General features: G+C 72.6%; 22 protein-coding genes, 1 tRNA gene, 1 rRNA gene and 1 pseudogene. 4 read left to right on the top strand and 21 right to left on the bottom strand.

Annotation, left to right across the window (positions count from 1 at the left end; all coding sequences use genetic code 11):
• Window positions 1-448: 448 nt before the first annotated feature.
• A tRNA-Pro gene (locus tag N8N77_RS08585) sits at window positions 449-522 on the bottom strand.
• A gap of 99 nt (window positions 523-621) precedes the next feature.
• Between N8N77_RS08585 and N8N77_RS08580 the strand changes: the two genes are divergently transcribed.
• The 4 genes from N8N77_RS08580 (at window position 622) to N8N77_RS08565 (ending at window position 3,358) form a co-directional block, all read left to right on the top strand.
• Window positions 622-1,203, top strand: coding sequence for a GNAT family N-acetyltransferase (locus N8N77_RS08580; RefSeq protein ID WP_261166236.1), 582 nt, complete (start codon window positions 622-624; stop codon window positions 1,201-1,203).
• Between the two features lie 79 nt (window positions 1,204-1,282).
• Window positions 1,283-1,729, top strand: coding sequence for a MarR family winged helix-turn-helix transcriptional regulator (locus N8N77_RS08575; RefSeq protein ID WP_261166234.1), 447 nt, complete (start codon window positions 1,283-1,285; stop codon window positions 1,727-1,729).
• Window positions 1,726-2,964: an MFS transporter gene (locus tag N8N77_RS08570; RefSeq protein ID WP_261166233.1), complete on the top strand. Its 1,239-nt coding sequence runs from the start codon at window positions 1,726-1,728 to the stop codon at window positions 2,962-2,964. Before N8N77_RS08575 ends, N8N77_RS08570 begins: the two co-directional genes overlap by 4 nt.
• 25 nt (window positions 2,965-2,989) lie before the next feature.
• Complete coding sequence (locus N8N77_RS08565; protein ID WP_261166231.1) at window positions 2,990-3,358, top strand: RNA-binding S4 domain-containing protein; 369 nt, start codon at window positions 2,990-2,992, stop codon at window positions 3,356-3,358.
• 84 nt (window positions 3,359-3,442) lie between these two features.
• Here the strand turns inward: N8N77_RS08565 and N8N77_RS08560 are convergent, their stop codons facing one another.
• The 20 genes and pseudogenes from N8N77_RS08560 to rrf form a co-directional block, all read right to left on the bottom strand.
• A complete protein-coding gene (locus tag N8N77_RS08560) occupies window positions 3,443-4,348 on the bottom strand; it encodes an NUDIX hydrolase (protein ID WP_261166230.1) in 906 nt (301 codons plus the stop codon).
• 9 nt (window positions 4,349-4,357) lie between these two features.
• On the bottom strand, window positions 4,358-5,884 hold the full coding sequence (gene der / locus N8N77_RS08555) for a ribosome biogenesis GTPase Der (RefSeq protein ID WP_261166229.1): 1,527 nt from the start codon (window positions 5,882-5,884) through the stop codon (window positions 4,358-4,360).
• Window positions 5,874-6,557, bottom strand: coding sequence for a (d)CMP kinase (gene cmk / locus N8N77_RS08550; RefSeq protein WP_261166227.1), 684 nt, complete (start codon window positions 6,555-6,557; stop codon window positions 5,874-5,876). The genes der and cmk overlap by 11 nt, the downstream gene beginning before the upstream one ends.
• Window positions 6,550-7,683, bottom strand: a complete 1,134-nt coding sequence (locus N8N77_RS08545) for a prephenate dehydrogenase (protein WP_261166226.1) — start codon at window positions 7,681-7,683, stop codon at window positions 6,550-6,552. Before N8N77_RS08545 ends, cmk begins: the two co-directional genes overlap by 8 nt.
• Window positions 7,680-8,486 (bottom strand): pseudouridine synthase, encoded by an 807-nt coding sequence (locus N8N77_RS08540; protein ID WP_261166225.1) that lies wholly within the window; start codon window positions 8,484-8,486, stop codon window positions 7,680-7,682. The genes N8N77_RS08545 and N8N77_RS08540 overlap by 4 nt, the downstream gene beginning before the upstream one ends.
• Before the next feature lie 50 nt (window positions 8,487-8,536).
• Window positions 8,537-9,169: an SMC-Scp complex subunit ScpB gene (gene scpB / locus N8N77_RS08535; protein ID WP_396652814.1), complete on the bottom strand. Its 633-nt coding sequence runs from the start codon at window positions 9,167-9,169 to the stop codon at window positions 8,537-8,539.
• On the bottom strand, window positions 9,159-10,013 hold the full coding sequence (locus N8N77_RS08530; RefSeq protein ID WP_261166224.1) for a ScpA family protein: 855 nt from the start codon (window positions 10,011-10,013) through the stop codon (window positions 9,159-9,161). The genes scpB and N8N77_RS08530 overlap by 11 nt, the downstream gene beginning before the upstream one ends.
• 5 nt (window positions 10,014-10,018) lie before the next feature.
• Entirely contained in the window at window positions 10,019-10,894 is an 876-nt protein-coding gene (locus N8N77_RS08525) for a ParA family protein (protein ID WP_261166223.1), read from the bottom strand.
• 147 nt (window positions 10,895-11,041) lie between these two features.
• Entirely contained in the window at window positions 11,042-11,944 is a 903-nt protein-coding gene (xerD, locus tag N8N77_RS08520) for a site-specific tyrosine recombinase XerD (RefSeq protein ID WP_261166221.1), read from the bottom strand.
• The gene (locus tag N8N77_RS08515) at window positions 11,944-12,513 is read right to left on the bottom strand and encodes an NUDIX hydrolase (protein ID WP_261166220.1); all 570 of its coding nucleotides are present in this window, start codon (window positions 12,511-12,513) and stop codon (window positions 11,944-11,946) included. Before N8N77_RS08515 ends, xerD begins: the two co-directional genes overlap by 1 nt.
• A 1-nt stretch (window position 12,514) precedes the next feature.
• Entirely contained in the window at window positions 12,515-14,221 is a 1,707-nt protein-coding gene (locus N8N77_RS08510) for a CTP synthase (RefSeq protein ID WP_261166218.1), read from the bottom strand.
• Window positions 14,222-14,324: 103 nt separating this feature from the next.
• Window positions 14,325-17,180, bottom strand: coding sequence for a DUF2207 domain-containing protein (locus tag N8N77_RS08505; protein ID WP_261166217.1), 2,856 nt, complete (start codon window positions 17,178-17,180; stop codon window positions 14,325-14,327).
• Window positions 17,177-18,869: pseudogene (recN, locus tag N8N77_RS08500) on the bottom strand (DNA repair protein RecN). The gene N8N77_RS08505 and the pseudogene recN overlap by 4 nt, the downstream one beginning before the upstream one ends.
• Entirely contained in the window at window positions 18,866-19,876 is a 1,011-nt protein-coding gene (locus N8N77_RS08495) for an NAD kinase (protein WP_261166215.1), read from the bottom strand. The pseudogene recN and the gene N8N77_RS08495 overlap by 4 nt, the downstream one beginning before the upstream one ends.
• An 87-nt stretch (window positions 19,877-19,963) precedes the next feature.
• Window positions 19,964-20,755 (bottom strand): TlyA family RNA methyltransferase, encoded by a 792-nt coding sequence (locus N8N77_RS08490; protein ID WP_261166214.1) that lies wholly within the window; start codon window positions 20,753-20,755, stop codon window positions 19,964-19,966.
• Window positions 20,752-20,934, bottom strand: a complete 183-nt coding sequence (locus N8N77_RS08485) for a hypothetical protein (RefSeq protein ID WP_261166213.1) — start codon at window positions 20,932-20,934, stop codon at window positions 20,752-20,754. Before N8N77_RS08485 ends, N8N77_RS08490 begins: the two co-directional genes overlap by 4 nt.
• Before the next feature lie 10 nt (window positions 20,935-20,944).
• Window positions 20,945-21,982, bottom strand: coding sequence for an HAD-IIA family hydrolase (locus N8N77_RS08480; RefSeq protein ID WP_261166212.1), 1,038 nt, complete (start codon window positions 21,980-21,982; stop codon window positions 20,945-20,947).
• The gene (locus tag N8N77_RS08475; RefSeq protein WP_261166210.1) at window positions 21,966-22,856 is read right to left on the bottom strand and encodes a hypothetical protein; all 891 of its coding nucleotides are present in this window, start codon (window positions 22,854-22,856) and stop codon (window positions 21,966-21,968) included. The genes N8N77_RS08480 and N8N77_RS08475 overlap by 17 nt, the downstream gene beginning before the upstream one ends.
• Window positions 22,857-22,894: 38 nt before the next feature.
• Window positions 22,895-23,731, bottom strand: a complete 837-nt coding sequence (locus N8N77_RS08470) for a hypothetical protein (RefSeq protein ID WP_261166209.1) — start codon at window positions 23,729-23,731, stop codon at window positions 22,895-22,897.
• A gap of 367 nt (window positions 23,732-24,098) precedes the next feature.
• Window positions 24,099-24,215, bottom strand: a 5S ribosomal RNA gene (gene rrf / locus N8N77_RS08465).
• Window positions 24,216-24,257: the final 42 nt, after the last annotated feature.

Genomic DNA, 24,257 nt, shown 5'->3' with positions numbered 1-24,257 from the left:
CTCCTGTACACCGAGGTTGCGCTTCAGATGGCGTCGTTCGCGCGCGAACGAGTGGGCCATATGGGCGTCAGCGCCCCCGCGTCACGGACGGCACCGACTACAACGACGGTCCGACTCGCTGTGCGCCCATGCGGCGCGGGCGTTCCTGGTCGGGCCGGTCGGTCTGGGCGAGGCCTCTGCGCCCGGTCGAGCGCGGGACGGGCACGGGCGGCGTCGATTTTCTGCGCCTCGGTCTCGGCGGGTGCTCCTAGCGGCGCGAGTCCAGCGACGCCGTAGCGGTCGCGGCAGGCAGCGATGGTGCGAGCGGAGTTGGGGCGCTCGTTCAGCCGTCCGGCGCTCCGGGAGACGCACCGGCTCCTCGGCGAGGGGATCAGAGGGGGACCAACAAAAACTCGTCGTCAGACATGACGAAGCCCTGACGAGAGAACTTCTCGTCAGGGCTTTTCCGTCGGGATGACAGGATTTGAACCTGCGACCCCTTGACCCCCAGTCAAGTGCGCTACCAAGCTGCGCCACATCCCGATATCGTCCGCGAGCGGACAACTCGACAAGTCTACCCGGTCCAGCGACCTGCCGCGAACCACGGTGACGGATGTCGCCGGAGCCCCATAGCGTGTCACCATGGTCGAGATCACCACACGTCCCGCGACGATGCGGGAGTGGGAGGACGTGCAGGCGGCGCTGTCCGGGGGCGGCGACGGCCGATCCTGCCAGTGCGCATGGCCGGTTCTGCCGAATGCCGAATGGAGCACGTCCACCATCCCGCAGCGTCGCGACCTGCTGAGAAACGAGATCAGGCTCGGTCCCCCACCGGGGATCGTCGCGTACGTCGACGGATCACCGGCGGGATGGGTGCGCGTGGGCCCGCGCCCCGCCCAGCGCCGCATGACGCGGAGCAAGGTCGTCGCTGCCTCGCCCGAACCCCTCGAGGACCCGACGGTGTGGGCGATCACGTGCTTCTCGGTGCGCAAGGAGTACCGGCGACTCGGGCTGACCGCACGGCTGCTCGACGCGGCGGTGGTCTACGCCCGCGAGAACGGCGCCCGGGTCGTCGAGGCGTACCCGATCGACACCACCGCGTCCAAGCCGTCGGCCAACGCGCTCTTCGTCGGCGCCCTCTCCACCTTCCTCTCGGCCGGCTTCACGATGCGGGGCCACCCGACGCCGTCGCGCGCGACCGTCTCCCTCGCGCTGCGCCGCTGAGACCGCGACGCACCGCTCCGCACCGTCGAGCCGCTCGATTAGATGCCTCAGTTATATAGCTGGGGTATATAGTTGCGGAATGACCCGCGCCCAGGACGTCGAGGCCCTCATCCTCGCCGCGCATCGGCTCGCGCGCGTCGCCGCGCTGGACACCCGCAACGACACCCCCGCCGCCCAGTGGCGCACGTTGGCGATCCTGCGCGAGAGCGGACCGCAGCGCCTCGGCGAGCTGGCACGGCTCAGTCGCGTCACCCAACCCGGGATGACCCGGCTCATCGGCGTGATGGCGGAGGCGGGCCTCGTCGACCGCACACCGGATCCCGAGGACTCGCGGGCGGTGCGCATCGCGGCCACGGAGAAGGGCGCCGCGGCGTACGCGGCCTGGCGCCGCGAGCTCGTCGGCGCCCTGCTGCCGCGGTTCGCGGAGCTGGACGAAGACGACTGGGCCGCCATCCGCCGCACGGCGCGGGTGTTGAACGGCAAGATCGCCGCGAACGCGGCGCAACGAGAGGAAGGCATGGAGTGAGCGCGCACGCATCGAGTTCGACCGGATCGATCTGGAGGCAACCGCTGCCGGTGTGGGCGATCGCCTTCGCCTCCGTCATCGCCTTCATGGGCATCGGTCTGGTCGATCCGATCCTGCCCGCCATCGCCGAGCAGCTCGAGGCCACCCCCGTCGAGACGGAGTTGCTGTTCACCAGCTACCTCGCCATCACCGGCATCATGATGCTCTTCACGAGCTTCGTCTCGAGCAGGATCGGCACCAAGCGCACGCTGCTGCTGGGCCTGGCGCTCGTCGTCGTCTTCGCCTTCGCGTGCGCCGTGAGCGGCTCGGTCGACGCCGTCATCGGCTTCCGCGCCGGGTGGGGCGTGGGCAACGCGCTGTTCGCCTCCACCGCGCTGGCGGCCATCGTGGGCGCCGCCTCGGGCGGATCGGGCGCCGCGATCATCCTGTACGAGGCCGCGCTCGGGCTCGGCATCGCGGTCGGACCCCTCGTCGGTGGGCTGCTGGGCGAGGTGAGCTGGCGCGGACCGTTCTTCGGCGTCGCCGCGCTCATGGCGATCGCGTTCATCGCCATCACGGCCCTGCTGCGCACGAAGGACGAGCGGCCCGCGCCCATCGCCCTGTCGGCGCCGTTCCGCGCCCTCGGCCGCCCGGCCCTCGGCCTGCTCGCCGTCACGGCGCTGTTCTACAACATCGCCTTCTTCATCCTGCTGGCCTACTCACCCTTCCCCCTCGGCTTCGGCGCGATGCAGATCGGGTGGACGTTCTTCGGCTGGGGTCTCGCCCTCGCGATCACGAGCGTGCTGGTCGCACCGGTCCTGATCCGGCTCTGGGGCCGGCGCCGCACGCTCATGGCGATGTTCCTCCTGCTCGCCGTCGACCTCGTCGCCGCCGGGATCCTCGTCGACCAGCCGGCCGGTCTCGTGGCCTGCATCGTCATCGGCGGCCTGCTGCTGGGCGTGTGCAACACGGCGCTGACGGAGGCGGTCATGGAGGCGACGGACCTGCCGCGCCAGGTCGCCTCGTCCGCCTACTCGGCCGTGCGTTTCATCGGCGGCGCCGCGGCCCCGCCGCTCGCGGCGTGGCTGGGCGGCGCGTTCAGCGAGACGGTGCCGTACCTGTTCGCCGCGGCGGCGCTGATCGTGTCCACGCTCGTGCTGGCGTTCTCGGGCCGCGTGCTCGCGGTCATCGATCGCGATCCGGAACCCGGCGAGCTCGCCGAGGCGCAGGCGGTCACGGCGGGCGACGCCAGCTGAGCGCCACCCGTCCTACGATGGCCGGATGAGCGAATCCGTGCGACTGGACGTGTGGCTCTGGGCGGTGCGCATGTACAAGACGCGATCGCTCGCGACAGCGGCCGTCCGCGGCGGGCACGTGCGCGTCAACGGTGACCCGGTGAAGGCGTCGTACGCCGTCAAGGTGGGCGACGAGGTGCGCGTACGCATCGCCGGGTTCGATCGCGTCCTCGGCGTCGTCCAGTTGCTGACGAAGCGGGTGGGCGCCCCGATCGCGGCGAAGGCGTACGAGGACCGCACCCCTCCCCGGCCGCCGCGGGAGTTCTACGCGCCCATCGTCACGCGCGACCGCGGCGCCGGCCGCCCCACCAAGCGGGAACGCCGCGAGATCGACCGCCTGCTCGGGCGCGACTGACCTCGCGAGGCAACGTTCCCGTCGCGCGGCGAGCATTTGTCGCTGCCGCGCGGCGGGATCGTTGCCGCGCGGCGGGTGCGGGGACTAGGCCCGCCCCACTAGGCTGCGCAGCCACGTGACGCCGTGCACCGCCGCGCCCGTGGCCTCGAGGCGTGCGCGCAGTTCGCGGTCGCTCGTCACGGCGATCACGGAACGCCCGTCGGCGAGGAGCGACTCCGCGCGCGCGACGAGCTCGTCATCGCCGGAACCCGGCGCCGCGAACACCTCCACCCGGTCGGCCGAGGCCACCTCGCGCGCCCTGCCCTCGACGACCATCGCGACCTCGGGGAACCAGTGCGTGCCGTCGACCCCGAGCTCCGCGCCGTCGACGCCCGCGGCCGCGAGCTCCGCGAGGCGCTCGCGCAGCCGCTCCGCGGCGCCGGCGCGGTCTCGCCACCAGCCGTCGGGCACCGATCCGACCACGTTGGCCGCGTCGACGAGGATCAGCGGGCGCGTCGCCAGCAGCGCCCGCAGCCCCGGCCACGACGCGGCGAAGCCGGGATGCAGGGGCAGCGAGTCGACCTGGGCCGGCGCGAACCACGCCAGCTCCAGGCTCTCGGGATCGCTGATGACCGGATCGAAGGGCGCACGGACATCCGCCACGAGCGTCGTGTACCGCCACACGCCCACCTCGAAGACGCTCGTGAAGCGCGGCCGGACCGCACCCCGCGGCACGCCCGCCTCCTCGCCGGCCTCGCGCAGCGCGCCCTCGATGGCCGGCTCGTCCTGGTGCAGCGCACCTCCCGGCAGCGCCCATGTGCCGCCGTGATGGCTCCACCCCACCCGGTGCTGCAACAGCACGCCCTTGTCGGGGTCAACGGCCAAAAGGCCGGCGGCGCCGAAGCGCCCCCAGTACCGCTCCCCCGTCGGGGCGACCACCCACGCGTCACCGGGATCGCGCGGCCCCTCGGGCCGACGCGGCTCGCCGGGTTGCGGAGGGACGATCGTCACACGCCCACGCTACTTGCGCTGGCGGCGCTCGCGCACGCGCATGTTGATGACGATGGGCGTGCCCTCGAAGCCGTACAGCTCGCGCAGGCGGCGCTGCACGAAGCGGCGGTAGCCCTGGTCGAGGAAGCCCGTCGTGAACAGCACGAACGTGGGCGGGCGCGTGCCCGCCTGCGTGCCGAACAGGATGCGCGGCTGCTTACCCCCGCGCAGCGGGTGCGGGTGCTCCTGGACGAGCTCGGTGACGAACGCGTTGAACTTGCCCGTCGGGATGCGCTGATCCCACGAGGCGAGCGCCTTCTCCAGGGCCGGCACGAGCCGGTCGAGATGGCGGCCGGTCTTGGCCGAGATGTTCACGCGCGGTGCCCACGACACGTGGGCGAGATCCTGCTCGATCTCACGCTCCAGCAGGCGGCGCCGCTCTCCGCCGCGGGCGTCATCGGCCAGCAGCTCGTCCCACTTGTTGAACGCGAGCACGAGCGCGCGGCCCGACTCGAGCACGAGGTCGATGATGCGCACGTCCTGCTCACTGATCGGCTGGCTCACGTCGATCACGACGACCGCGACCTCGGCCTTCTCCAGCGCGGCGGAGGTGCGCAGCGAGGCGTAGAAGTCCGCGCCCTGCGACAGGTGCACGCGGCGCCGGATGCCGGCGGTGTCGACGAGGCGCCACATCTTGCCGCCGAGCTCCACCACCTCGTCCACGGGGTCGCGCGTCGTGCCGGCCAGGTCGTTCACGACGACGCGCTCCTCGCCGGCCGCCTTGTTCAGCAGCGACGACTTGCCGACGTTCGGCCGGCCGAGGATCGCCACGCGGCGCGGTCCGCCGATCTCGTGCTTGGCGACGGCCGAGACCTCGGGCAGCACCTTCATGACCTCGTCGAGCAGGTCGGCCACGCCCCGGCCGTGGATCGCCGAGACCGGGTGCGGCTCCCCCAGTCCGAGGTTCCACAGCGCGGCGGCCTCGGGCTCCTGACGGGCGTCGTCGATCTTGTTGGCGACAAGGAAGACGGGCTTGTCCGTCTTGCGCAGCAGGCGGACCACGTGCTCGTCGGTCGAGGTGGCGCCGGTGATGGCGTCGACGACGAAGAGAATGACGTCGGCGAGGTCGATGGCGATCTCCGACTGCGCCGCGACCGAGCGGTCGATGCCCTTCGCGTCGGGCTCCCAGCCGCCGGTGTCGACGAGCGAGAAGCGCCGATCCATCCACTCGGCCTTGTAGGTGACCCGGTCGCGCGTGACGCCGGGGGTGTCCTCCACCACGGCCTCGCGGCGCCCGAGGATGCGGTTCACGAGCGCCGACTTGCCCACGTTCGGGCGGCCGACGATCGCCACCACGGGAAGGGCGGGCAGGTACTCGATCCCGTCCTCACCGGCCTGGAGCCCCGCGAGCAGCGCCGCGTCCTCCTCGTCGAGGTCGTAGTCCTCGAGGCTCTGCCGCAGCGCGGCGGCACGCGCCTCGACGAGCTCCTCGTCCAGTTCGGCCATGCGCTCGGCCAGGCGGTCGGGGCCGCCCTCGTACTCTTCTTCAGCGGCCATCGCGGCCTCCCAGCTCTCGGTCGATCACCGTCAGCACGGCGTCGATGGACTGCTCGAAATCAAGCTCACTCGTGTCGATCACGTCGACCCCCGGATCGGCCTCGGCGAGCTCCAGCACATGACTGTCGGACTCGTCGCGGCGCAGGATCGCCTCCTTGACCTCGGCGGCGTCGGCTCCCCACTCGAGGCCGCGCCGCTGCGCGCGCACCTCGGGCGAGGCGGTCATGAGGATGCGCACGGGCGCGTCGGGCGCCACCACCGAGGTGATGTCACGCCCCTCGATGACCACGCCGCCGAGTCCGGACTCCCCCGCCAGGCGACGGAAGATCGCGTTCAGGTAGGCGCGCACCTCCGGCACCCGGGTGAAGCCCGAGATCGCGGCCGTCACCTCGGGAGTGCGGATGTCGCGGGTCACGTCGACGCCGCCCACCGTCACGGTGCGGTCATCGGGCTCGAGGCCGAGCCGCAGGTCGAAGGAGGTGAGCGCCGTGAGCACCGCATCGGTGTCCGCGGTGTCGGCGCCGCGGTGCAGCACGTGCCACGACAGCGCGCGATAGCCGGCGCCGGTGTCGAGGTAGCCGTAGCCACGCCGTCGCGCGATCTCCTTCGACACGCTCGACTTGCCCGACCCCGCGGGTCCGTCGATCGCGATGATCGGTGTCTGCTCAGTCATCGTCGGTGCTCGCGATCCGCCATCCGCGGGCCTCCAGGCCCTGCACGCACGGCTCCAGCGCCGACCGCTCGACGGCGATCTCGGCCAGGCCCAGGGGGGCGCCCGGCGAGTGCTCGAGGCGGAAGTCCTCCACGTTCACGCCCAGCTCGCCGAGATCGCCGAACAGACGCCCGAGCTGACCGGCGGTGTCGTCGACCATGACGACGAACGCCGCGAAGGTGCGGCGCTGGCCGTGCTTGCCGGGCAGGCGCTCGACCCCGACGTTGCCGCGGCGGATCGCCTCGGCGATGGCCCGCCGGGAGCCCGGAGCGTCGGTCGCGCGGAGCGCGGCGGAGAGCTCGGTCAGGTCCGCCGCGAGCGCGTCGAGCACCTCCACGACCGGACCGGCGTTCGCGTCGAGGATCTGCACCCACAGTCCGGGGGCGGAGTGCGCGATCCGCGTGGTGTCGCGCACTCCCTGGCCGGCCAGTCCGAGCGCTTCGTCGGGCGCGCCGACGAAGCGCGAGGCGAGGAGCGAGGCCACCACCTGCGGCACGTGCGAGACGAGCGCGACCGATCGGTCGTGCTCCTCCGGGGTCATCTCGATGGGGACGGCCCCCAGGTCGAGCGCGAGCGACTCCACGAGCGAGAGGTCGCCGGCGGCCGTCTCGCCGTCGCGGCAGATCACCCACGGCCGGCCCGCGAAGATGTCGGAGCGCGCCGAGATCGCCCCGCCCCGCTCGCGTCCGGCCATGGGGTGCGAGCCGATGTAGCGCGCGAGGTCCACGCCGCGACGGCGCAGCTCCCGCAGCGGCTGCAGCTTGACGGAGGCCACGTCGGTCACCACCGCGTCGGGGTGGGCGCGCAGCTCGGCCTCGATGACGTCGGCGACGACGTCGGGCGGCACGCACACGACGACAAGCGCGGGGCGGTCTCCGGGGGCGGCCTCGCGACCGGCACCGTAGTCGACGGCGAGCCGCAGCTGCGTGGGCGAGGTGTCGGCCAGGGCCACGTCGACACCCGCGCGCATCAGCGCGTGCCCGATGCTCGCACCCAGCAGGCCCGCGCCGACGATCCGGACGGTGCCGGAGACACGCGCGACGCGACCGGGCACGGTGCCGTCGGCACGCACGCGTGTATCGCTCACTGCGTCCCCTCCCGATCGGCGTCGGCCTCGTGCTCCACGCCGGCCGACGGAGCGTTCGGCGCCGTCCGCGAAAGCGTCAGCAGGGCGCCGAGTTCCACCTTAGTCAACTCGCGCGCGCGACCCACTGGGAGGGTTCCCAGGTGCAAGGGGCCGAATTGGCGCCGCACGAGCTCGAGCACCGGGTGCCCGACCTCGGCCATCATGCGCCGCACGATGCGGTTGCGCCCGGAGTGCAGCGTCAGCTCCACCAGGCTCGATCCGGCGGACGCGTCGAGCAGGCGCGCCTTGTCGGCCCGGATCGGACCGTCCTCCAGCTCGATCCCGCGCGTGAGGCGCGCGATCGTCTGCGCCGTGACCGTGCCGCGCACCTTGGCGATGTACACCTTCGTCACCCCGAACGAGGGGTGCGCGAGCACCTGGGCGAGCTCGCCGTCGTTCGTGAGCACGAGCAGCCCGCTCGTGTCGGCGTCCAGCCGGCCCACGTTGAACAGCCGCTCCGGCCAGTCCTTCGTGAAGCGGCGCAGATCGGGCCGGCCGCGGTCGTCTCGCATGGAGCTGACCACGCCTGTGGGCTTGTTCAGCATGACGTAGCGCTTGGAGGCATCCAGCTGGACGGCGGTGCCGTCGACGTCGACGAGGTCGCGCTGGGGGTCGATTCGCGTTCCGAGCTCGGTGACCACGGCGCCGTTCACGCGCACCCGACCCTCGACGATCAGCTGCTCCGAGGCGCGTCGCGACGCGACCCCGGCGTTCGCGAGCACCTTCTGCAGCCGGGTGCCCTCACCCGCGTCGTTCGACTCCATACCGTCAAGGATCCCAGACCGGCGCGGCCCCGCCCCAATCGCCGCCGAGATCAGGCGACGTCGTCGAAGCCGTCGGCCCCGTCATCGAGCAGCGGCGAGATCGGCGGCAGCTCGTCGAGGGAGTTGATGCCCAGCTGCTGCAGAAGCAGATCGGTCGTGCCGTAGTTGATCGCGCCGGTCTCGGGATCGGTGAACAGTTCGGTGATCAGACCGCGCGCCAGCAGGGTACGCACGACGGAGTCGACGTTCACGGCACGGATCGATGCGACCTGCGAGCGCGTGACGGGCTGCTTGTAGGCGATGACGGCGAGCGTCTCGAGCGCGGCCTGCGACAGGCGCGCCGGCGCCTGCCCGCCGATGAAGTCGGCGACGAGGCCGTCGAACTCGCCGCGCACGTACATGCGCCAGCCGCCGCCCACCTCGCGCAGCTCGAAGCCACGGCGGCGCCCGCCGTCGGCGCCGTCGTAGTCCGCGACGAGCGCCTCGAGCGCCTGCCGCACCGCGGGCACGGGCGCACCGACCGCCGTGGCGAGGTTCACCACGCTCAGCGGCTCATCGGCGATGAGGAGGATCGCCTCGAGCCGCTGCGGCACGGTGCCCACCGGCTCCGGCCGGGCGCTCTCCTCCGGGACGACCGGATCGGGTCGCATCGCCGCCGCCTCGGTCGCGCTGTCATCGGTCATAGTCGGCTCCCAGGGTCGCCAGCGTTTCCTCGGACCAGTGCTCGGCCGTCCAACGCAGTGTCAGCTCGCCGAGGGGCTCGAGCTGCTCGAACGAGATGGCCGCGTGCCGGTACAGCTCCAGCACCGAGATGAATCGGGCCACGACGACGCCCGCCTGCGTCACGCCGGCGATGAGCTCGCGGAACGTCAGCGTCTCGGCGCTGCGCAACGCGGAGACGACGATCGCGGCCTGCTCCCGGATGCTCACGAGCGGCGCGTGCAGGTGATCCAGCCCGACGGTCGGGATGTCCCGCGGCGTCATGGCGAGGATGGCGAGCGCCGCGAAATCGTCGGGCGACAGGGTCCACACCAGCTCCGGTGTGCGCGAGCGGTACTTCGGGTCCAGCGGCACGCTGCGTGCGTGCCGCCCCTCCTCCGCCCGTAGCCGATCGGCGAACCATGCCGACGCCTCCTTGAACGCGCGGTACTGCAGCAGGCGCGCGAACAGCAGATCACGGGCCTCCAGCAGCGCCACCGACTCGGCGTCGACCAGCTCGCCCTGCGGCAGCAGCCCCGCCACCTTCATGTCGAGCAGCGTCGCGGCCACGACGAGGAACTCGCTGGCCTGGTCGAGGTCCTCGCCCGAGTCGAGGTCGCGCAGATAGGCGATGAACTCGTCCGTCACCTTGCTGAGGGCGATCTCCGTGATGTCCATCTCGTGCTTCGAGATGAGCTGCAGCAGCAGATCGAACGGGCCGTCGAAGTTCGACAGCGAGACGCGGAACGACCGCTCGTCCGCGCCGCTCTCCTCGGCCGGAGCGCCCCCGTCGGGATCGGGCCGATCGGGCTGACCGGGGCCGGCCATCGTCCCTATGCCACGGCGCCGCGCGCCACGAGCTCCCGCGCGAGCCGCAGGTACGCCTGCGCCGCCGGGTGCTCCGGCGCGTACTCGGTGATGGGCTGACCGGCGACCGAGGCGTCGGGGAACTTCACGGTGCGACCGATGACGGTCTCGAACACCTTCTCGCCGAACGTCTCGACGATCCGCTCCAGCACCTCGCGCGAATGCAGGGTGCGCGGGTCGTACATCGTCGCGAGCAGGCCGTCCAGGTCGAGCGCCGGGTTGAGGCGATCCTTCACCTTCTCGATCGTCTCGATGAGCAGCGCGACGCCGCGCAGGGCGAAGAACTCGCACTCGAGCGGGATCAGCACGCCGTGCGCCGCGGTGAGGGCGTTGACGGTGAGCAGGCCGAGGGACGGCTGGCAGTCGACGAGGATGACGTCGTAGTCGGCCGCGACGCGGCGCAGCACGTGCGACAGGATGCTCTCGCGCGCCACCTCGTTGACGAGGTGCACCTCCGCCGCCGACAGGTCGATGTTGGCGGGGATGAGGTCGAGGCCCTCGGTTGCCGTGCGCACGATGGCCTCGCGCGGGTCGCGCTTGGTGTCCAGCAGCAGGTCGTAGATCGTGGGAACGTCATGGGTCTGCACGCCGAGGCCCGCCGACAGCGCGCCCTGCGGATCGAAGTCGATCGCGAGCACCTTGCGTCCGTACTCCGCCAACGACGCGGCCAGGTTGATCGAGGTGGTCGTCTTCCCGACGCCGCCCTTCTGGTTGCACAGCGCGATGATGCGCGCGGGGCCGTGCCGATCGAGCTTCGGAGGCGTCGGGAAGCCCTGGTACGGACGTCCCGTCGGTCCGAGCACGGGCTCGTCCTTCGTGGAGGTCTTGGCCTTCTCCGTCACCGATGCTCCTGCCTGTGCTGCGATCCCTCGATTCTAGTCACGGGCCGGTTCCGGGCCCGCCTGACGCGCCCGGGGCCGGCGGGGTCGCGGAGATCTCGCGCCGCGTGCGAAGCACGCCGCGCCCGGAGGGCACCGAAGGCGGCGGGATCAGCGAGCGCGGGGGTGACTCGTCGCGTAGATGTCGCGGAGGGTGTCGACCGTGACGTGCGTGTAGATCTGCGTCGTCGCGACCGAGGCGTGGCCCAGCAGTTCCTGCACCACCCGCACATCGGCACCGCCCTGCAGCAGGTGCGTGGCGAACGAATGCCGCAGCGTGTGCGGCGAGACGTGGGCGCTCAGCTGGGTCCGTTCGGCCGCCGACTGGATCACGAGCCACGCGCTCTGGCGCGACAACGGCCGGCCGCGCGCCCCGAGGAAGAGCTTCGGCGACGCGGTGCCGCGCGTGGCGAGGTCTGGCCGCACCCGCGTGAGGTAGGCGTCGACGGCGGCGCGGGCGTACGAGCCGACCGGCACGATCCGCTCCTTCGACCCCTTGCCGCGCAGCCGTACGACGTCGCCGTGCGCGAGATCGTCGACATCCAGGCCCACGGCCTCCGAGACGCGCGCGCCGGTGGCGTACAGCAGTTCCAGCAGCGCCCGATCCCGGATGCCGAGCGGCTCCTCCGCCGGCGGGGCCTGCAGCAGACGCTCCACCTGCTCGATCGAGAGCGCCTTCGGAAGGCGGCGCGGCTGCTTCGGCGGTCGCAGCCGCTGGGCGGGGTCATCGTCGGCGTGTCCCTCTCGCGCCAAGAAGCGGTGGAGGCCGCGCACGGATGACTGCAGCCGGGCGAGCGAGGAGGCCGCGGGCGGCGGATCGGCCGACGCGCGCTCGGCGGCGAACTCGGCCAGGATCGCGGCGCTGACCTCGTTGGTGTCGTCGATCCCCCGCTCCGCGAGCCACTCGCCGTAGGCGGCGAGGTCGCGGCGGTAGGCGGCGACGGTGTGGTCGCTCAGCCCGCGCTCGATCGTCACGTGCCTGAGGTACGCGTCGACCGCGCGCTCGACGCGCATCAGGCCTCGCGGGAGCGGATCCGATCCGCGGCCAGCAGCACGCCGAGCGCGAGCGTCGCGTTGCCGAAGCGCCCCTCACGAATCGCCCGCAGCACCTCCTCGAGCGGCACCCACTCGAGCCGCATGTCGGATTCCTCGTCCTCGCGGGCGAACGTCTCGGGCGCGGGGCTGAGGCCGGTGGCCAGGTACAGGTCGATCCGTTCCGCGCTGCTGCCGGGGCTCAGGGCGAACGTGCCGAGGCTCTCCCAGTGCGCGGCCACGAGATCCGCCTCCTCGGCGAGCTCTCGCTGCGCGCCCGCCAGGTGGTCCTCCCCCGCCACGTCGTGCAGCCCCGCCGGAATCTCCCACTCGCGCGAGGAGATCGGGTGTCGGTACTGCTGGATCAGCAGCACCCGCTCGTCGTCGTCGATCGCGACGATGGCCGCCGCACCGGGGTGCGCGATGTAGTGGCGGAAGAGCTCCTGGCCGTTGTAGTCGATCCGGTCCTCGACGACGTCCCACACTCGGCCGTGGTACCCCACGGCCGAGTGGAGGACCGGGACGCCACCCGGCTCGTCCCGCAGCGACATGTCAGGCCTCGGCCCCGGCCTCGACGTCCTCGACCTCGAAGAGCTCGCCGGCACGGTGACGGTCGAGCGCCGCCGCGACGAGGCCGCGGAACAGCGGGTGCGGGTTGGACGGCCGCGAGCGCAGCTCCGGGTGGGCCTGCGTGGCGATGTAGTACGGGTGCACGTCGCGCGGCAGCTCGACGAACTCGACGAGGTCGAGGTCGGGGTTGATGCCCGAGAAGACCAGGCCCGACTCCGCGATGCGGTCGCGGTAGGTGTTGTTGACCTCGTAGCGGTGACGGTGACGCTCCTCGACCTCGGTGGCGCCGTAGACGTCGGCGGCGAGCGAGCCCTCCGCGAGCCGGGCGGGGTACAGACCCAGGCGCATCGTGCCGCCCAGGTCGCCGCCCTCGAGGATCTCGACCTGCTCGGCCATCGTGGCGATGACGGCGGCGGGCGTCTCGGGGTCGAACTCGCTCGAGGAGGCGCCCTCGATCCCCGCCACGTTGCGGGCGTACTCGATCACCATGCACTGCAGGCCCAGGCACAGCCCCAGCGTCGGGATGCCCTGCTCGCGGGCGAAGCGGAGCGCGCCGAGCTTGCCCTCGATGCCTCGGATGCCGAAGCCGCCGGGGATGCAGATGCCGTCGAGCTCCGCGAGCTGCTCGCGCGCGCCGTCCGGCGTCTCGCACAGGTCCGAGGGGATCCAGCGGATGTTGACCTTCGTCTCCTGGGCGAACCCGCCGGCCTTGATCGCCTCGGTCACCGAGAGGTAGGCGTCGGGCAGGTCGATGTACTTGCCGACGAGGCCGATCGTGACCTCGTGCTTGGGGTTGTGCACGGCCTGCAGCACGCGGTTCCAGCGCGTCCAGTCCACCTCGGCGGCCTTCGTCAGGCCCAGCCGGCGCACGATGTACGAGTCCAGCCCCTGATCGTTGAGGGTGGAGGGGATGTCGTAGATGCTCGGCAGGTCCACGGTGTTGACGACGCCCTCGGTCTCGACGTCGCACATGAGGGCGATCTTGCGCATGTTCGCCTCGGTCACCGGGCGGTCGCTGCGCAGCACGAGCGCGTCGGGCTGGATGCCGACCTGGCGCAGCGCGGCCACGGAGTGCTGCGTCGGCTTGGTCTTCTGCTCCCCCGATGCCCCCATGAACGGCACGAGCGAGACGTGCACGAAGAAGACGTTGTCCCGCCCGAGCTCGTGACGCAGCTGGCGCGCGGCCTCCAGGAACGGCTGCGACTCGATGTCGCCCACCGTGCCGCCGACCTCCGTGATGATGACGTCGGGCTGCGGGTCGGCCTCGGCCTGCAGGCGCATGCGGCGCTTGATCTCGTCCGTGATGTGCGGGATCACCTGCACCGTGTCGCCGAGGTACTCGCCGCGGCGCTCGCGCGCGATGACCTGCGAGTAGATCTGACCCGTCGTCACGTTGGCCGCCTGGCTGAGGTTGACGTCGAGGAACCGCTCGTAGTGCCCGATGTCGAGGTCGGTCTCGGCGCCGTCGTCGGTCACGAAGACCTCGCCGTGCTGGAACGGGTTCATCGTCCCGGGATCGACGTTCAGATACGGGTCGAGCTTCTGCATCACGACATGCAGCCCGCGTGCGGTCAGGAGATTGCCGAGACTCGCGGCCGTGAGCCCCTTACCGAGGGAGGAGACGACACCGCCCGTCACGAAGATCTGCTTGGTCGTCGTACCCGCGTTGCCCTCAGAAGTGGTCTGCATCACGGGCTTCTATCCTAACAGTCGGGGTGGCGGGCCGGCGCGCCAGGCGTGGATCGGCGCGCCGCGCGGGGCTTCCTTCCAGCGTGCCACAGGAGCGCCGTCCTCAGCGCCGTCGCCGCACCGCGACGATGACCGCCGTCGTCGTGGCGGCGAGGTTGACCAGCACGAGGAGGCCGGGGACGACGAAGTAGATCTCGTCTCCGGTGGCGTCGGCGGTCGCCCAGACGAACAGCACCGCCTGCGCGAGGGTGAACGCGGGCGCCATCCACACGGACCGGTCCCACGCCGCTCGCGACACGGGGCGCCGCCGAAGCGCCCCGGCGATCCCGGCGACCACGGCGGCGAGCGCGACGAACCCTGGCACGAGACTTCCCCACACGGCAAGCAGCCGCACACCGGCCCACCAGACCCAGCCGTCGTCGTCGGCGGAGGGGAACGTGCCCTCCGGGAACTGCAGCTGCACCCCCAGGTCGCCGCTTGCGGCATAGTCGGGGCTCGTGAAGTAGTCGGCGTCGCGGTCCCCGTCCCACGTCTCGCTGAACAGCACGGTGTCGCCCGTGGTGACGCGGTCGAGCTCGCGCACGTCCGTCTCGTCGAGCACCGTGCGCGTATCGGGTCCGGAGTCGATCGCACCGCTGACGCCGACCGCGGCGTCGGCGACCTCGCGGGGCACGGTCAGCTGGAAGGCGAGCCGATCGAGGAAGATGTCCGGCAGGCTCCACGCCCAGTCCGAGCGGGCGTCGAGCGCGATCCAGCGCAGCTGCTGGATCCGCTGCTCCCCCGTGCCCACCTCGGCGATCGGATCGGTCATCTCGTATCGCACGACCGCCTCGTGCTCGCCCGCCCAGGTGTCAGGGATGAGCGTGCGCAGCCGGGTGCGCTCGTGCGCGACGTCCGTGACGAATTCCACGGGCTCGCCATCGATGGTGACGGAGGTGACCCGCAGCCCCGCGTCGTGCCCCTGGGACCGATCCGTCCATTCGCGCATCAGCTGCGGCACCGTGGGCCGGTCGGCCACGGTCAGCTCCATGGTCTCGACGACGACGAGCGTCGGATCGGCACCCCCGGTCAGCTCCGCGCGCGCCTCGAAGGACGTCGCGGCCACGCCGTAGTGGCCGGGCAGCTCCTCCCTGTCCCAGCTCGGTCCGAAGCCGGGCTCGGCCACGGGCGACACGAACACGCTGGGCACGACCACCGCCGCCGCCACGGCCAGCGCCGCGGCCACCCGCCGCGCGATCCGCGTCGCGTCCACCCGGCCGAAGCCGGCGGGCAGCTCGAGCGACACCCCGGCATCGCTCGCGGCGCGCCGGACGATGGCGGCGGCGCGGCGCGGGCGTGCGAACAGGACGGCGTACGGCAGCATCGGGTCGCGCAGGCCCCCGCGCTCCTCGAGACGGGTGATGCGGATGGAGTCACGCATCCCCATCAGGTGCTCGCGCAGCGCCGCCCCCTTGCGCGTCAGCGGCCGGTCGGTCAGGACGATGGTGAGCACGGCGACGGCGAGGCCGATCGTGACGGCGACGACCGCGACCGGCCACCAGTAGCGGCTGAGCGAGAACTGATGCGAGAGCTGCCTGGCGAGCCCCAGCTGCAGCAGCGGCAGTGCCAGCGCCGCCAGCAGGAAGGAGGTGCGCACGACGCCGCGAGGCACCCGGCGGTACCCGCGCGCGAACGTCTCCCGCCAGGCCCCGCCCACATATCGCTTCCAGGCCCGCGGCAGCGCGCGCAGTCGGCCGGCGCGATGCGCTTCCATGGCAAGCTGGCGGGCGCCGCCCTCCCCGCGTCGGTAATCCTCCAGCGCCTCGGCGAGGGGGGCCGCGCGCACCGCCCGCCAGACGCGCGCCGCGAGCGCGACGTCCACCCCCTTCGGGGGCTCGTGCTGCGGCAGGTACCAGGCGCCACCGGGCGCATCCCGCCAGATCACGGCCCGGGCGGCGAGCGCGAACAGCAGCACGACGCCCATGAGGAGCAGCGGGGCGAACGGGCCGATCACCATCACCCAGTACAGCCAGGTCTCCGGCGCCGTCGCGAACGTACCCGGCTGGAAGGCCAGCGTGAGTCGCAGCTGCGCGTCGGGCGGGAGATTCTGCTCGTTCGTGACGCGATAGGTCACCGCGTCGGCGCCGACGGCGTCGGGCTCGAGCGTCGACGTGTCGGACACGAACAGCCACCCGAGCATCGCGCGGGGCTGACGTGCGTAGGAGTCCACGAGCTCGTGCGGAACCGAGAGGGACAGATCGATGGCGGCCGTGCCCTGCGACCAGTCCGGCCCGAACGCGTCCCATTCGAACAGCTGCTCCGCGCGGCCGGTGCTCTCGTTGGTCGTCTCGCTCAGCACGTCGCGCAGGGTGTACCGCAGCACGAGCTCGTGGTCGCCCTGCAGGCGCTCTCCGGTCTCGATCCGGTACGTCGTCTGGGTCGGGCTCTCGCGCACGTCCGGGTCGACCGCCTCGCCATCGAAGCGCGCCCCGACCAGCACGGGCCCGACATCGCGCCCGTCGTACTCCGAGAGGATCGTGCGCTCGATGGACGTCTCGTCGCTGTCGTCCGTGAAGAAGGCGGTGATCCGCTCCTCCACGTGCAGCTCGAGCCCGCCGTCGTCGCGGCGCACCACCTCGTAGTCGGCGCGGAACTCGCGAGCGATCCAGGTCTCGGTGCCGGTCTCGGCAGCATTCAGGTAGTCGTCGAGCGTCTTGGGCGCGTTGATCACCGGCCCCAGCAGCAGCACGGCCCCGAGCACGGCAAGCGCGATCCACGCGGAGGCGGTCGCCGCAGCCGAGCCGCGTACACCCGCGGTCTTCTCGAGCCGTCGCAGGATCCCGGCAAGCCAAACGTAGAGGCGGCTCGGCCGGCGGGTCTCCAGGCGGGTCGCGCCGGGCGGCAGCGGATCGGCGTCGTTCCCTCCGGTCGCGCCGGACGGGCGCCCCTCATGCGTGCCGGCGGGGCTGCCGTCGCTCATACCCCCACCGGGCGGAGCTGCAGCAGCTCGCGCGCGTGGGTGAGGGCCGCGTCGGAGTCGGACATGCCGGAGAGCAGCCGGGCCATCTCGGCCTCCCGGTCCGCCCCGTCCAGCACCCGGACGCTCGAGGTGGTGACGGTGCCGTCGCTCGCCTTCACCACGCTCAGGTGATTGTTCGCGAACGCCGCCACCTGGGCCAGATGCGTGACGGCGATCACCTGCGAGGTCTCCGCGAGCTTGGCCAGGCGCCTGCCCACCTCGATGGCGGCCGCGCCGCCGATGCCGGCGTCGACCTCGTCGAAGACGAACGTCGGCACGGGGTCGGTGCCGGCGATGACGACCTCGATCGCCAGCATCACGCGGCTCAGCTCGCCGCCCGAGGCGCCCCTGGCGACGGGGCGGGGCTCGGCACCCGGGTGCGGGGCGAGCAGGAACGACACCTCGTCGCGGCCGTGGGCGGATTCCGCGCCCTGGCTCACCGCGACCGTCAGGGTGGCGTCCGGCATCGCGAGGGCATGCAGCTCGTCGGTCACGGCCTCGGAGAGCCGCGCGGCCGCCTCCGTGCGCGCCGCCGTCAGCGCCGCCGCGCGCGCGTCCAGGTCGGCGCGGGCCTCGTCGCGCTGCGCGGCAAGGCGCTCGATCCGGTCGCCGTCGTCGTCGAGCTCCGCCAGCCGCGACGAGCCCGTCTCGAGCAGGGCGATCGCCGCGTCGAGCGATCCGTGCACGCGGACGAGCGACGCCACGGCGGCACGGCGCTCCTCGACCGCCGCAAGCTCCTGCGGCCCCGTCTCATCCAGGTCGGCGAGGAATCCCGACAGCTCCACCGCGAGGTCTGCCACGCGGTAGCCGAGGTCGGCGAGCTGCTCGGCGATCCCGGTGAGGGTCGCGTCCCCCGCGCGCTCCAGCGCGCGCCGGGCCTCGGCCAGGATCGACGACACGTCGGGTGCGCCCTCCTCGCTCGACAGACCCTCGCGCGCGAGGGCGGCGGCGGCGCGGAGCTCCTCGGCATTCGCGAGCCGTTCGGCGCGCTCCGCAAGCGCCTCGTCCTCGCCGGGCTCGGGCGCGACCTGCTCGATCTCGGCGAGGGTCTGGCGCAGCGCGTCGGCCTCGGCGGCGCGGGCATCCCGCTCGGTCGTCAGCGTGGTGAGCTCGCGATCGACCGCGCGCCAGGCCTCGAACGCCTCTCGGTACGCGGAAAGCGCCGCGCCGACGGTCTCGCCGCCGAAGCGGTCGAGCGCATCGCGCTGCGCGGCCGCCGACTTCAGCCGCAGCTGCTCGGACTGACCGTGCACGGCCACGAGGTGCTCGGCGAGGTCGGCCAGCACCCCGGCGGGAGCGGGTGCGCCCGCCCACCCCCGCGCGGCTGCGTCCCTCCGCGGAGAGGCTGCGTGAGAGGTACAGCTCGGCGCGGCCGGCACCGATCGGCTCGAGGTCCCCGCCCGCTTCGCGCACGCGCTCGGCGACGGCCCCGTTCTCGGGAACGGTCCACACCCCCTCCACCGACGCCTGCGGCGCGCCCGCGCGCACGGCGCCGGAGTCGGCACGCGCGCCGAGCAGCAGGCCGAGGCCGGTCACGACCATCGTCTTGCCGGCGCCGGTCTCGCCCGTCACGGCGGTGAAGCCCGGTCCGAACGGCAGCACGGCCTCGGCGATCACCCCGAGGTCGCGCAGGCGCATCTCTTCGATCACGTGTCGGCACCTCCCGGAAGCGCGGCGGACGGCGCGGCGGAGGGGGCCGGCTCCCCGTCGCCTCGCATCGGCACGACGCTCACGGCGTCGGTCATCATCGTCCCCGTGGGCCCGCGCCAGCCGTGCACGGGCAGCTGGAACTTGCGCACGAGACGGTCGGTGAAGGCGGCCGGGTGCAAGCGCGCCAGGCGCACGGGCCGGTCGGAGCGCCGCACCGTGACGCGCGCGCCCGGCGGCAGCGGGTGGGAGCGGCGGCCGTCGCACCACAGCTCGCCTGACCCACCGATGCCGCCCTTCACCTCCAGCGCGACGGTGTGCTCCGGCCCCACCACCAGGGGCCGCGCGAACAGCGCGTGGGCCGACACGGGCACGACGGCGATCGCCTGCACGGTCGGCCAGATCACCGGGCCGCCGGCCGAGAACGCGTATGCGGTCGAGCCGGTCGGCGTCGACACGACGCAGCCGTCGGCGCCGAAGCTCGACAGGGGGCGACCGTCGATCTCGAGCACGACCTCGATCATGCGTCCCGGCATGTCCTTCTCGATCGACGCCTCGTTCAGCGCCCAGGTCTCGAACACGACCTCGCCGCGGCGGTCGCGCACCTTCACGGCCAGTGCCAGGCGCTCCTCGACGTCGTAGTCGCCGGCGATGGCGCGCCGCACGGCCTCGTCCATGTCGTCGCGTTCGATCTCCGCGAGGAAGCCCACATGGCCCATGTTGATGCCCAACACCGGCGCGGTGCCGTCGCGGACGAGCTCGGCGGCCCTCAGGATGGTGCCGTCGCCGCCGAGGACGACCGCGAGATCGACGTCGGCCAGCGCCACGTCCTGACCCAGCACCGCGACATCCGCGAACGCGGGGACGACGGCCGCGAGCTCCGCACGATCCTGCGCATCGAGCACCGGGACCGCGCCGGATCGGCGCAGGACGTCGACCACCCGCATCGCCGCCTCGACGGTGTCGTCACGGTGCGCGTGCGCGACGACGAGGATCCTGCGCTCGGTCATGGTCCTCCCCCGCTTGCCATCCCACCCATTCTGTCCGATCGGCCGGCGCACGCGGCGCCATCCACAGGCGGGTCGCCGCCCTCTGCCCTAGCCGGCGGCAGCCTCCACGGCCGCGGTCCACGCGTCGGGACGCTGCCCGCGGGCCGCCGCCAGATGCACGAGCAGCTCGCGGTTGCCGCGCGTGCCCGGGAGGGGCGACGGCAGCACGCCGAGGCATCCGAGCCCGGCGTCGTGCGCGGCCCACAGCACGTCGAGCGCCGCCGTGACGCGCAGACCGGGATCGGTGACGATCCCCTCCCGAATGCCGCCGCGTCCCACCTCGAACTGGGGCTTCACGAGCAGCACGATGTCGGCCTCGGGCGCCGCGACCCGCGCAACGGCCGGCAGGACATGCGTCAGAGAGATGAAAGAGAGGTCGCCGGTGACCACACGCGGCGCCGCCGCGACGCCGCCGGCGGCGGCGAGGTTCTCGGGCGTCATGTAGCGGACGTTGAATCCCTCGATCCGATGCACGCCAGGATCGGCGGCGACCTCGGGCGCGAGCTGCCCGTGCCCCACGTCGACCGCCAGCACGGGCTCCGCGCCGCGCTCGCGCAGCACCTGGGTGAAGCCCCCCGTGGACGCCCCCATATCGAGCGCCACTCTCCCCGCCACGTCGATGCCGAAGCCGTCGAGCGCCGCGATGAGCTTGTGCGCGCCGCGGCTGACGTAGTGGTCGGTGGCCACTCGGATCTCGGCGTCGTCCTCAACGCGGACGGACGGCTTCGTCACCACGCGACCGGCGACGGCGACGCGCCCCTGCGCGATGAGGGTGGCGGCGTGAGTGCGCGAGCGGGCCAGGCCCCGCGCGGCAAGGGCCGCGTCGAGGCGCGCGCTCACCGCGGCTCGCCGCCCTGGCCGGCGGAGGTCTCGCCGGGCGCCGACTCGAGGCGGCGCGCGAGCTCGTCGTGCAACGCCACATAGGCCGCGGCACGCTGCGCGAGCGGCTGCTGCTCGATCACCCGCACCCGGCTCACGAGGCCCTCGCCCGGCTCGTCGTCGGGCATCACGCTGTCCATGGACTCCACGCTACCGCTGACGGTGGAAGGGATCCGCGTAGAGCCGCTCGGGCACGCGGAACCCGAAGATCTGTCGACCCGTCGCCCAGATCGCGTGCGCGGCCGCGCGCAGCAGATCGATGTCGCTTCCCTCCGAGACGATCTCGACGTCGGGCCCGCTGACACGCACGGACGCATCGCGCACCGTCGTGACGTCACCGCGCTGCTTCACGAGCGGGTACGGCTCGAACAGCTCGCGCAGATCGCTCAGGATGTAGGTGGGGCGGGCGTGCGAGGGCGCCGCCAGGATGTGCTTGGGACGGTCGATGCCGGTGAGCACCACGGCGGAATCGATTCCCGCCGCCTGAGCACCCTGGATGTCGGTGTCCAGGCGGTCGCCGAGAAACAGCGGCCTCGCGGCGCGGAAACGGGCGACGGCCTCGTGGAAGATGGGGGCCTCCGGCTTCCCCGCCACCGTCGCCAGGCGCCCCACGGCGGTGTGGACGGCGGAGACGAGGGTGCCGTTGCCCGGGGCGATGCCGCGCGCCTGCGGGATCGTCCAGTCGGTGTTGGTGGCGATCCAGGGAATGCCGCCTTCCTCCTCGGGCGTCGCCAGCGCATACGCCGCCTCGGCGAGCTGGGTCCACCCCACCTCGGGGGCGAAGCCCTGCACGACGGCGGCCGGTGCGTCGTCGGCGCTGCGGGTGACGGCGTAACCGGCCTTTTCGAGCTCGACGACGAGCCCCTCGCCGCCGACCGCCAGCACGGTCGCGCCGGGGGCGACCTTCTCGCCCAGCAGCCGCACGGCGGCCTGCGGGCTCGTGACGATCTCCTCCGGGCGCGTGGGCAAGCCCAGGCCGGACAGGTGCTCGGCCACCGTGGCGTCGGTGCGCGATGCGTTGTTCGTGATGTACCCGAGCCGGCGCCCCTCGGCGGCCGCGCGGGTGAGACTCTCGACGGCATGCGGCAGCGGGCCGGGGCCCGCATACACAACGCCGTCCAGATCCGAGAGCACCACGTCGACGCCGTCGAGCGGCGCCGGCCCGGTCTTCTTAGCGAACAGCGCCATCGGTGCCGTCAGCCTCCTCATCGTCGGTGTCCGGTGCCTGGCCGGCGTCGGTGATGCCGGCCTGGGCGAGGATCTCGTCGACCTCGTCCTCGATCGTGTACGTCTCGTCCGCGGCGCCGCCTGCCGCGGGCGTCCCGGGCTCGTCCGCGCCCGCCCCGTCCGCGTCGGACGCGTCGTTCGGCGCACCCTCGTCGCCCGACGGGGCGTCGTCGCCCGCCCGGCCCTGATCGGCGGGCTCGCCTTGGTCCGCGGGCTCGCGCTCGTCGTCGCGCTCATCCTCGTCGTGCGGGGCCGCCTCGTCGTGTTCGACGTCGACCTCTTCGACCTCGTCCACGAGGATCTCGTCGCCCTGCGCGAGCTCCTGCTCGATGGCGTCCGCGGCGATCTCGGCGCGGGTGTACCACTCGGCGGCCTCGTCCTCGCGCCCGAGATCCTCCAGCACCGCGCCGCGAGCCGCGAACAGGCCGGGGCTCCACGGGAAGGCGCGGTCCGGATCGGCCTCGGGAATCTCGAGCTCGGCCAGCGCGAGCTCGGTCTGACCCAGATCGAGCCGCGCACCGGACAGGGCGATCGCCAGTTCGACGCGCTGCTCGACCGAGAGCGTCTCGCGATCCGCGGCACGCCCCTCCTCGAGCGCCTTCTCGGGCCGCCCCACTCCGCGCTCGGAGTCGACGATCATCGCCACGTGGTCGTTACGGCCCGTGATGCGGCGCAGGGTGCGCAGCTCGCGCAGCGCGAGCGCGAAGTCGCCCAGGGTGTAGGCGGTGACCGCCAGCGTCTCGCGCGCGAGCGCGACGCGGCCCGCGTGGCGGACCGCCGCGAGGGCGTGCTCATGCGCCAGCTGCGGGTCGTCATCAATGAGGCGAGCGGCCATCACGATGTGGCGGGCGACGCGGTCGGCGTTCTCCTTGCTCAGTGTCTTGAGCTCGTTCTGCTGACCGTGCAGGTCCTTCGGCGTGACATCGTCGGGCAGGTGCGGGTCCGGAATGCGCGGCGCACGCTCCTCGTCGCGGTCGCGACGGGGGCCGGTCGCCCGCTCATCGCGGTCCTCCCAGCGGCGCGCCGCGTTGCGGTCGGACGAGCCGCGCTCAGGACGTGAGCCTCGATCGTCCCCGCGCGAGCGGTCCCCGAACGGGCGACGCTCGCGATCGTCCCCCTCGAACCGGCGCGGGCGGTCGTCGAAGCGACGGGGGCCCCGCCCCTCTTCACGACGCGGACGGTAACCCTCGCGATCCTGACGCCCGCGACCGTCCTCGCGGGGACGCTCGCCGTCGCGACGCGGTGGGTAGCCGCCCTCGCGGCGCGGCCGATCGTCATCCCGACGCGGACGGTACCCGCCCTCACGGCCCGAACGATCGTCATCCCGACGCGGACGGTAACCACCCTCACGGCCCGAACGATCGTCATCGCCACGCGGACGGTAACCACCCTCACGGCCCGAACGATCGTCATCCCGACGCGGACGGTACCCACCATCACGAGCCGGACCGCCGTTCCCGCGCGGAGGCCGTTCGTCGCGATCGCGTCGCGGCCGGTAGCCGTCGTCGCTGTGGCGCGGACGGTAGCCGCCGTCGTCGCGACGCGGGCGGAAGCCGCCATCGCGAGTCCGCGCATCACCGTCGCGGCGGGGGCGGTCGTCGTCCTGACGCGGCCGGGATCCGGCCCGGTCCTGACGAGGACGGTAGCCTCCGTCGCGCTCCTGCCGAGGAGCGAACCGGCCCTCCTCACCGCGCAGACGGTAGCCGTCACGACCCGGACGCGAGTCGCCACGCCCCTCACGCGAGGAGCCGCCGCCGCTCTGCGAGCGCGAACCGTCGCGGTCCGGGCGCGGGCGGTAACGATCCTCATCGCGGCCCGGTCGGTGGCCGCTCTCACGACGCGCGCCGTCCCGATCCGGTCGGGCGCCTCCGCGCCCCGAGGACGCGCGATCCGACCGGCCCTGCGGTGAACGACGGGGGCCGTCCCTGCGATCGCGCGGTTCGCGCCTCTCAGCGTCGTCAGCCATTGTCCCCGTCCCTCATCTACGGCGTCGAAGCACCGTACCGCTGTTGGATTGTGATTGTCGTGTAAACGACGGAAGGCCGCCCTGCGTTGGGCGGCCTTCCGGTGAAGTGGTGTCCGGCGGTGTCCTACTCTCCCACAGGGTCCCCCCTGCAGTACCATCGGCGCTGAGAGGCTTAGCTTCCGGGTTCGGAATGTGACCGGGCGTTTCCCTCTCGCTATGACCGCCGAAACTCTTTCGATGTTTCAGCACATCAACACGAAGATTGTGTTG

The organism is Microbacterium sp. Marseille-Q6965, assembly GCF_946151065.1.
Lineage (GTDB): Bacteria > Actinomycetota > Actinomycetes > Actinomycetales > Microbacteriaceae > Microbacterium.
This window is presented reverse-complemented; position numbering and strand designations above follow the sequence as displayed.

Bases quoted from the DNA above. Each gene is read 5' to 3' on its own strand.
- N8N77_RS08580 (WP_261166236.1), top strand. From the start codon at position 622: ATGGTCGAGATCACCACACGTCCCGCGACGATGCGGGAGTGGGAGGAC.
- N8N77_RS08575 (WP_261166234.1), top strand. From the start codon at position 1,283: ATGACCCGCGCCCAGGACGTCGAGGCCCTCATCCTCGCCGCGCATCGG.
- N8N77_RS08565 (WP_261166231.1), top strand. From the start codon at position 2,990: ATGAGCGAATCCGTGCGACTGGACGTGTGGCTCTGGGCGGTGCGCATG.
- der (WP_261166229.1), bottom strand. From the start codon at position 5,884: ATGGCCGCTGAAGAAGAGTACGAGGGCGGCCCCGACCGCCTGGCCGAG.
- cmk (WP_261166227.1), bottom strand. From the start codon at position 6,557: ATGACTGAGCAGACACCGATCATCGCGATCGACGGACCCGCGGGGTCG.
- N8N77_RS08540 (WP_261166225.1), bottom strand. From the start codon at position 8,486: ATGGAGTCGAACGACGCGGGTGAGGGCACCCGGCTGCAGAAGGTGCTC.
- scpB (WP_396652814.1), bottom strand. From the start codon at position 9,169: ATGACCGATGACAGCGCGACCGAGGCGGCGGCGATGCGACCCGATCCG.
- N8N77_RS08530 (WP_261166224.1), bottom strand. From the start codon at position 10,013: ATGGCCGGCCCCGGTCAGCCCGATCGGCCCGATCCCGACGGGGGCGCT.
- xerD (WP_261166221.1), bottom strand. From the start codon at position 11,944: ATGCGCGTCGAGCGCGCGGTCGACGCGTACCTCAGGCACGTGACGATC.
- N8N77_RS08515 (WP_261166220.1), bottom strand. From the start codon at position 12,513: ATGTCGCTGCGGGACGAGCCGGGTGGCGTCCCGGTCCTCCACTCGGCC.
- N8N77_RS08510 (WP_261166218.1), bottom strand. From the start codon at position 14,221: ATGCAGACCACTTCTGAGGGCAACGCGGGTACGACGACCAAGCAGATC.
- N8N77_RS08505 (WP_261166217.1), bottom strand. From the start codon at position 17,180: ATGAGCGACGGCAGCCCCGCCGGCACGCATGAGGGGCGCCCGTCCGGC.
- N8N77_RS08495 (WP_261166215.1), bottom strand. From the start codon at position 19,876: ATGACCGAGCGCAGGATCCTCGTCGTCGCGCACGCGCACCGTGACGAC.
- N8N77_RS08485 (WP_261166213.1), bottom strand. From the start codon at position 20,934: ATGGACAGCGTGATGCCCGACGACGAGCCGGGCGAGGGCCTCGTGAGC.
- N8N77_RS08480 (WP_261166212.1), bottom strand. From the start codon at position 21,982: ATGGCGCTGTTCGCTAAGAAGACCGGGCCGGCGCCGCTCGACGGCGTC.
- N8N77_RS08475 (WP_261166210.1), bottom strand. From the start codon at position 22,856: ATGGCCGCTCGCCTCATTGATGACGACCCGCAGCTGGCGCATGAGCAC.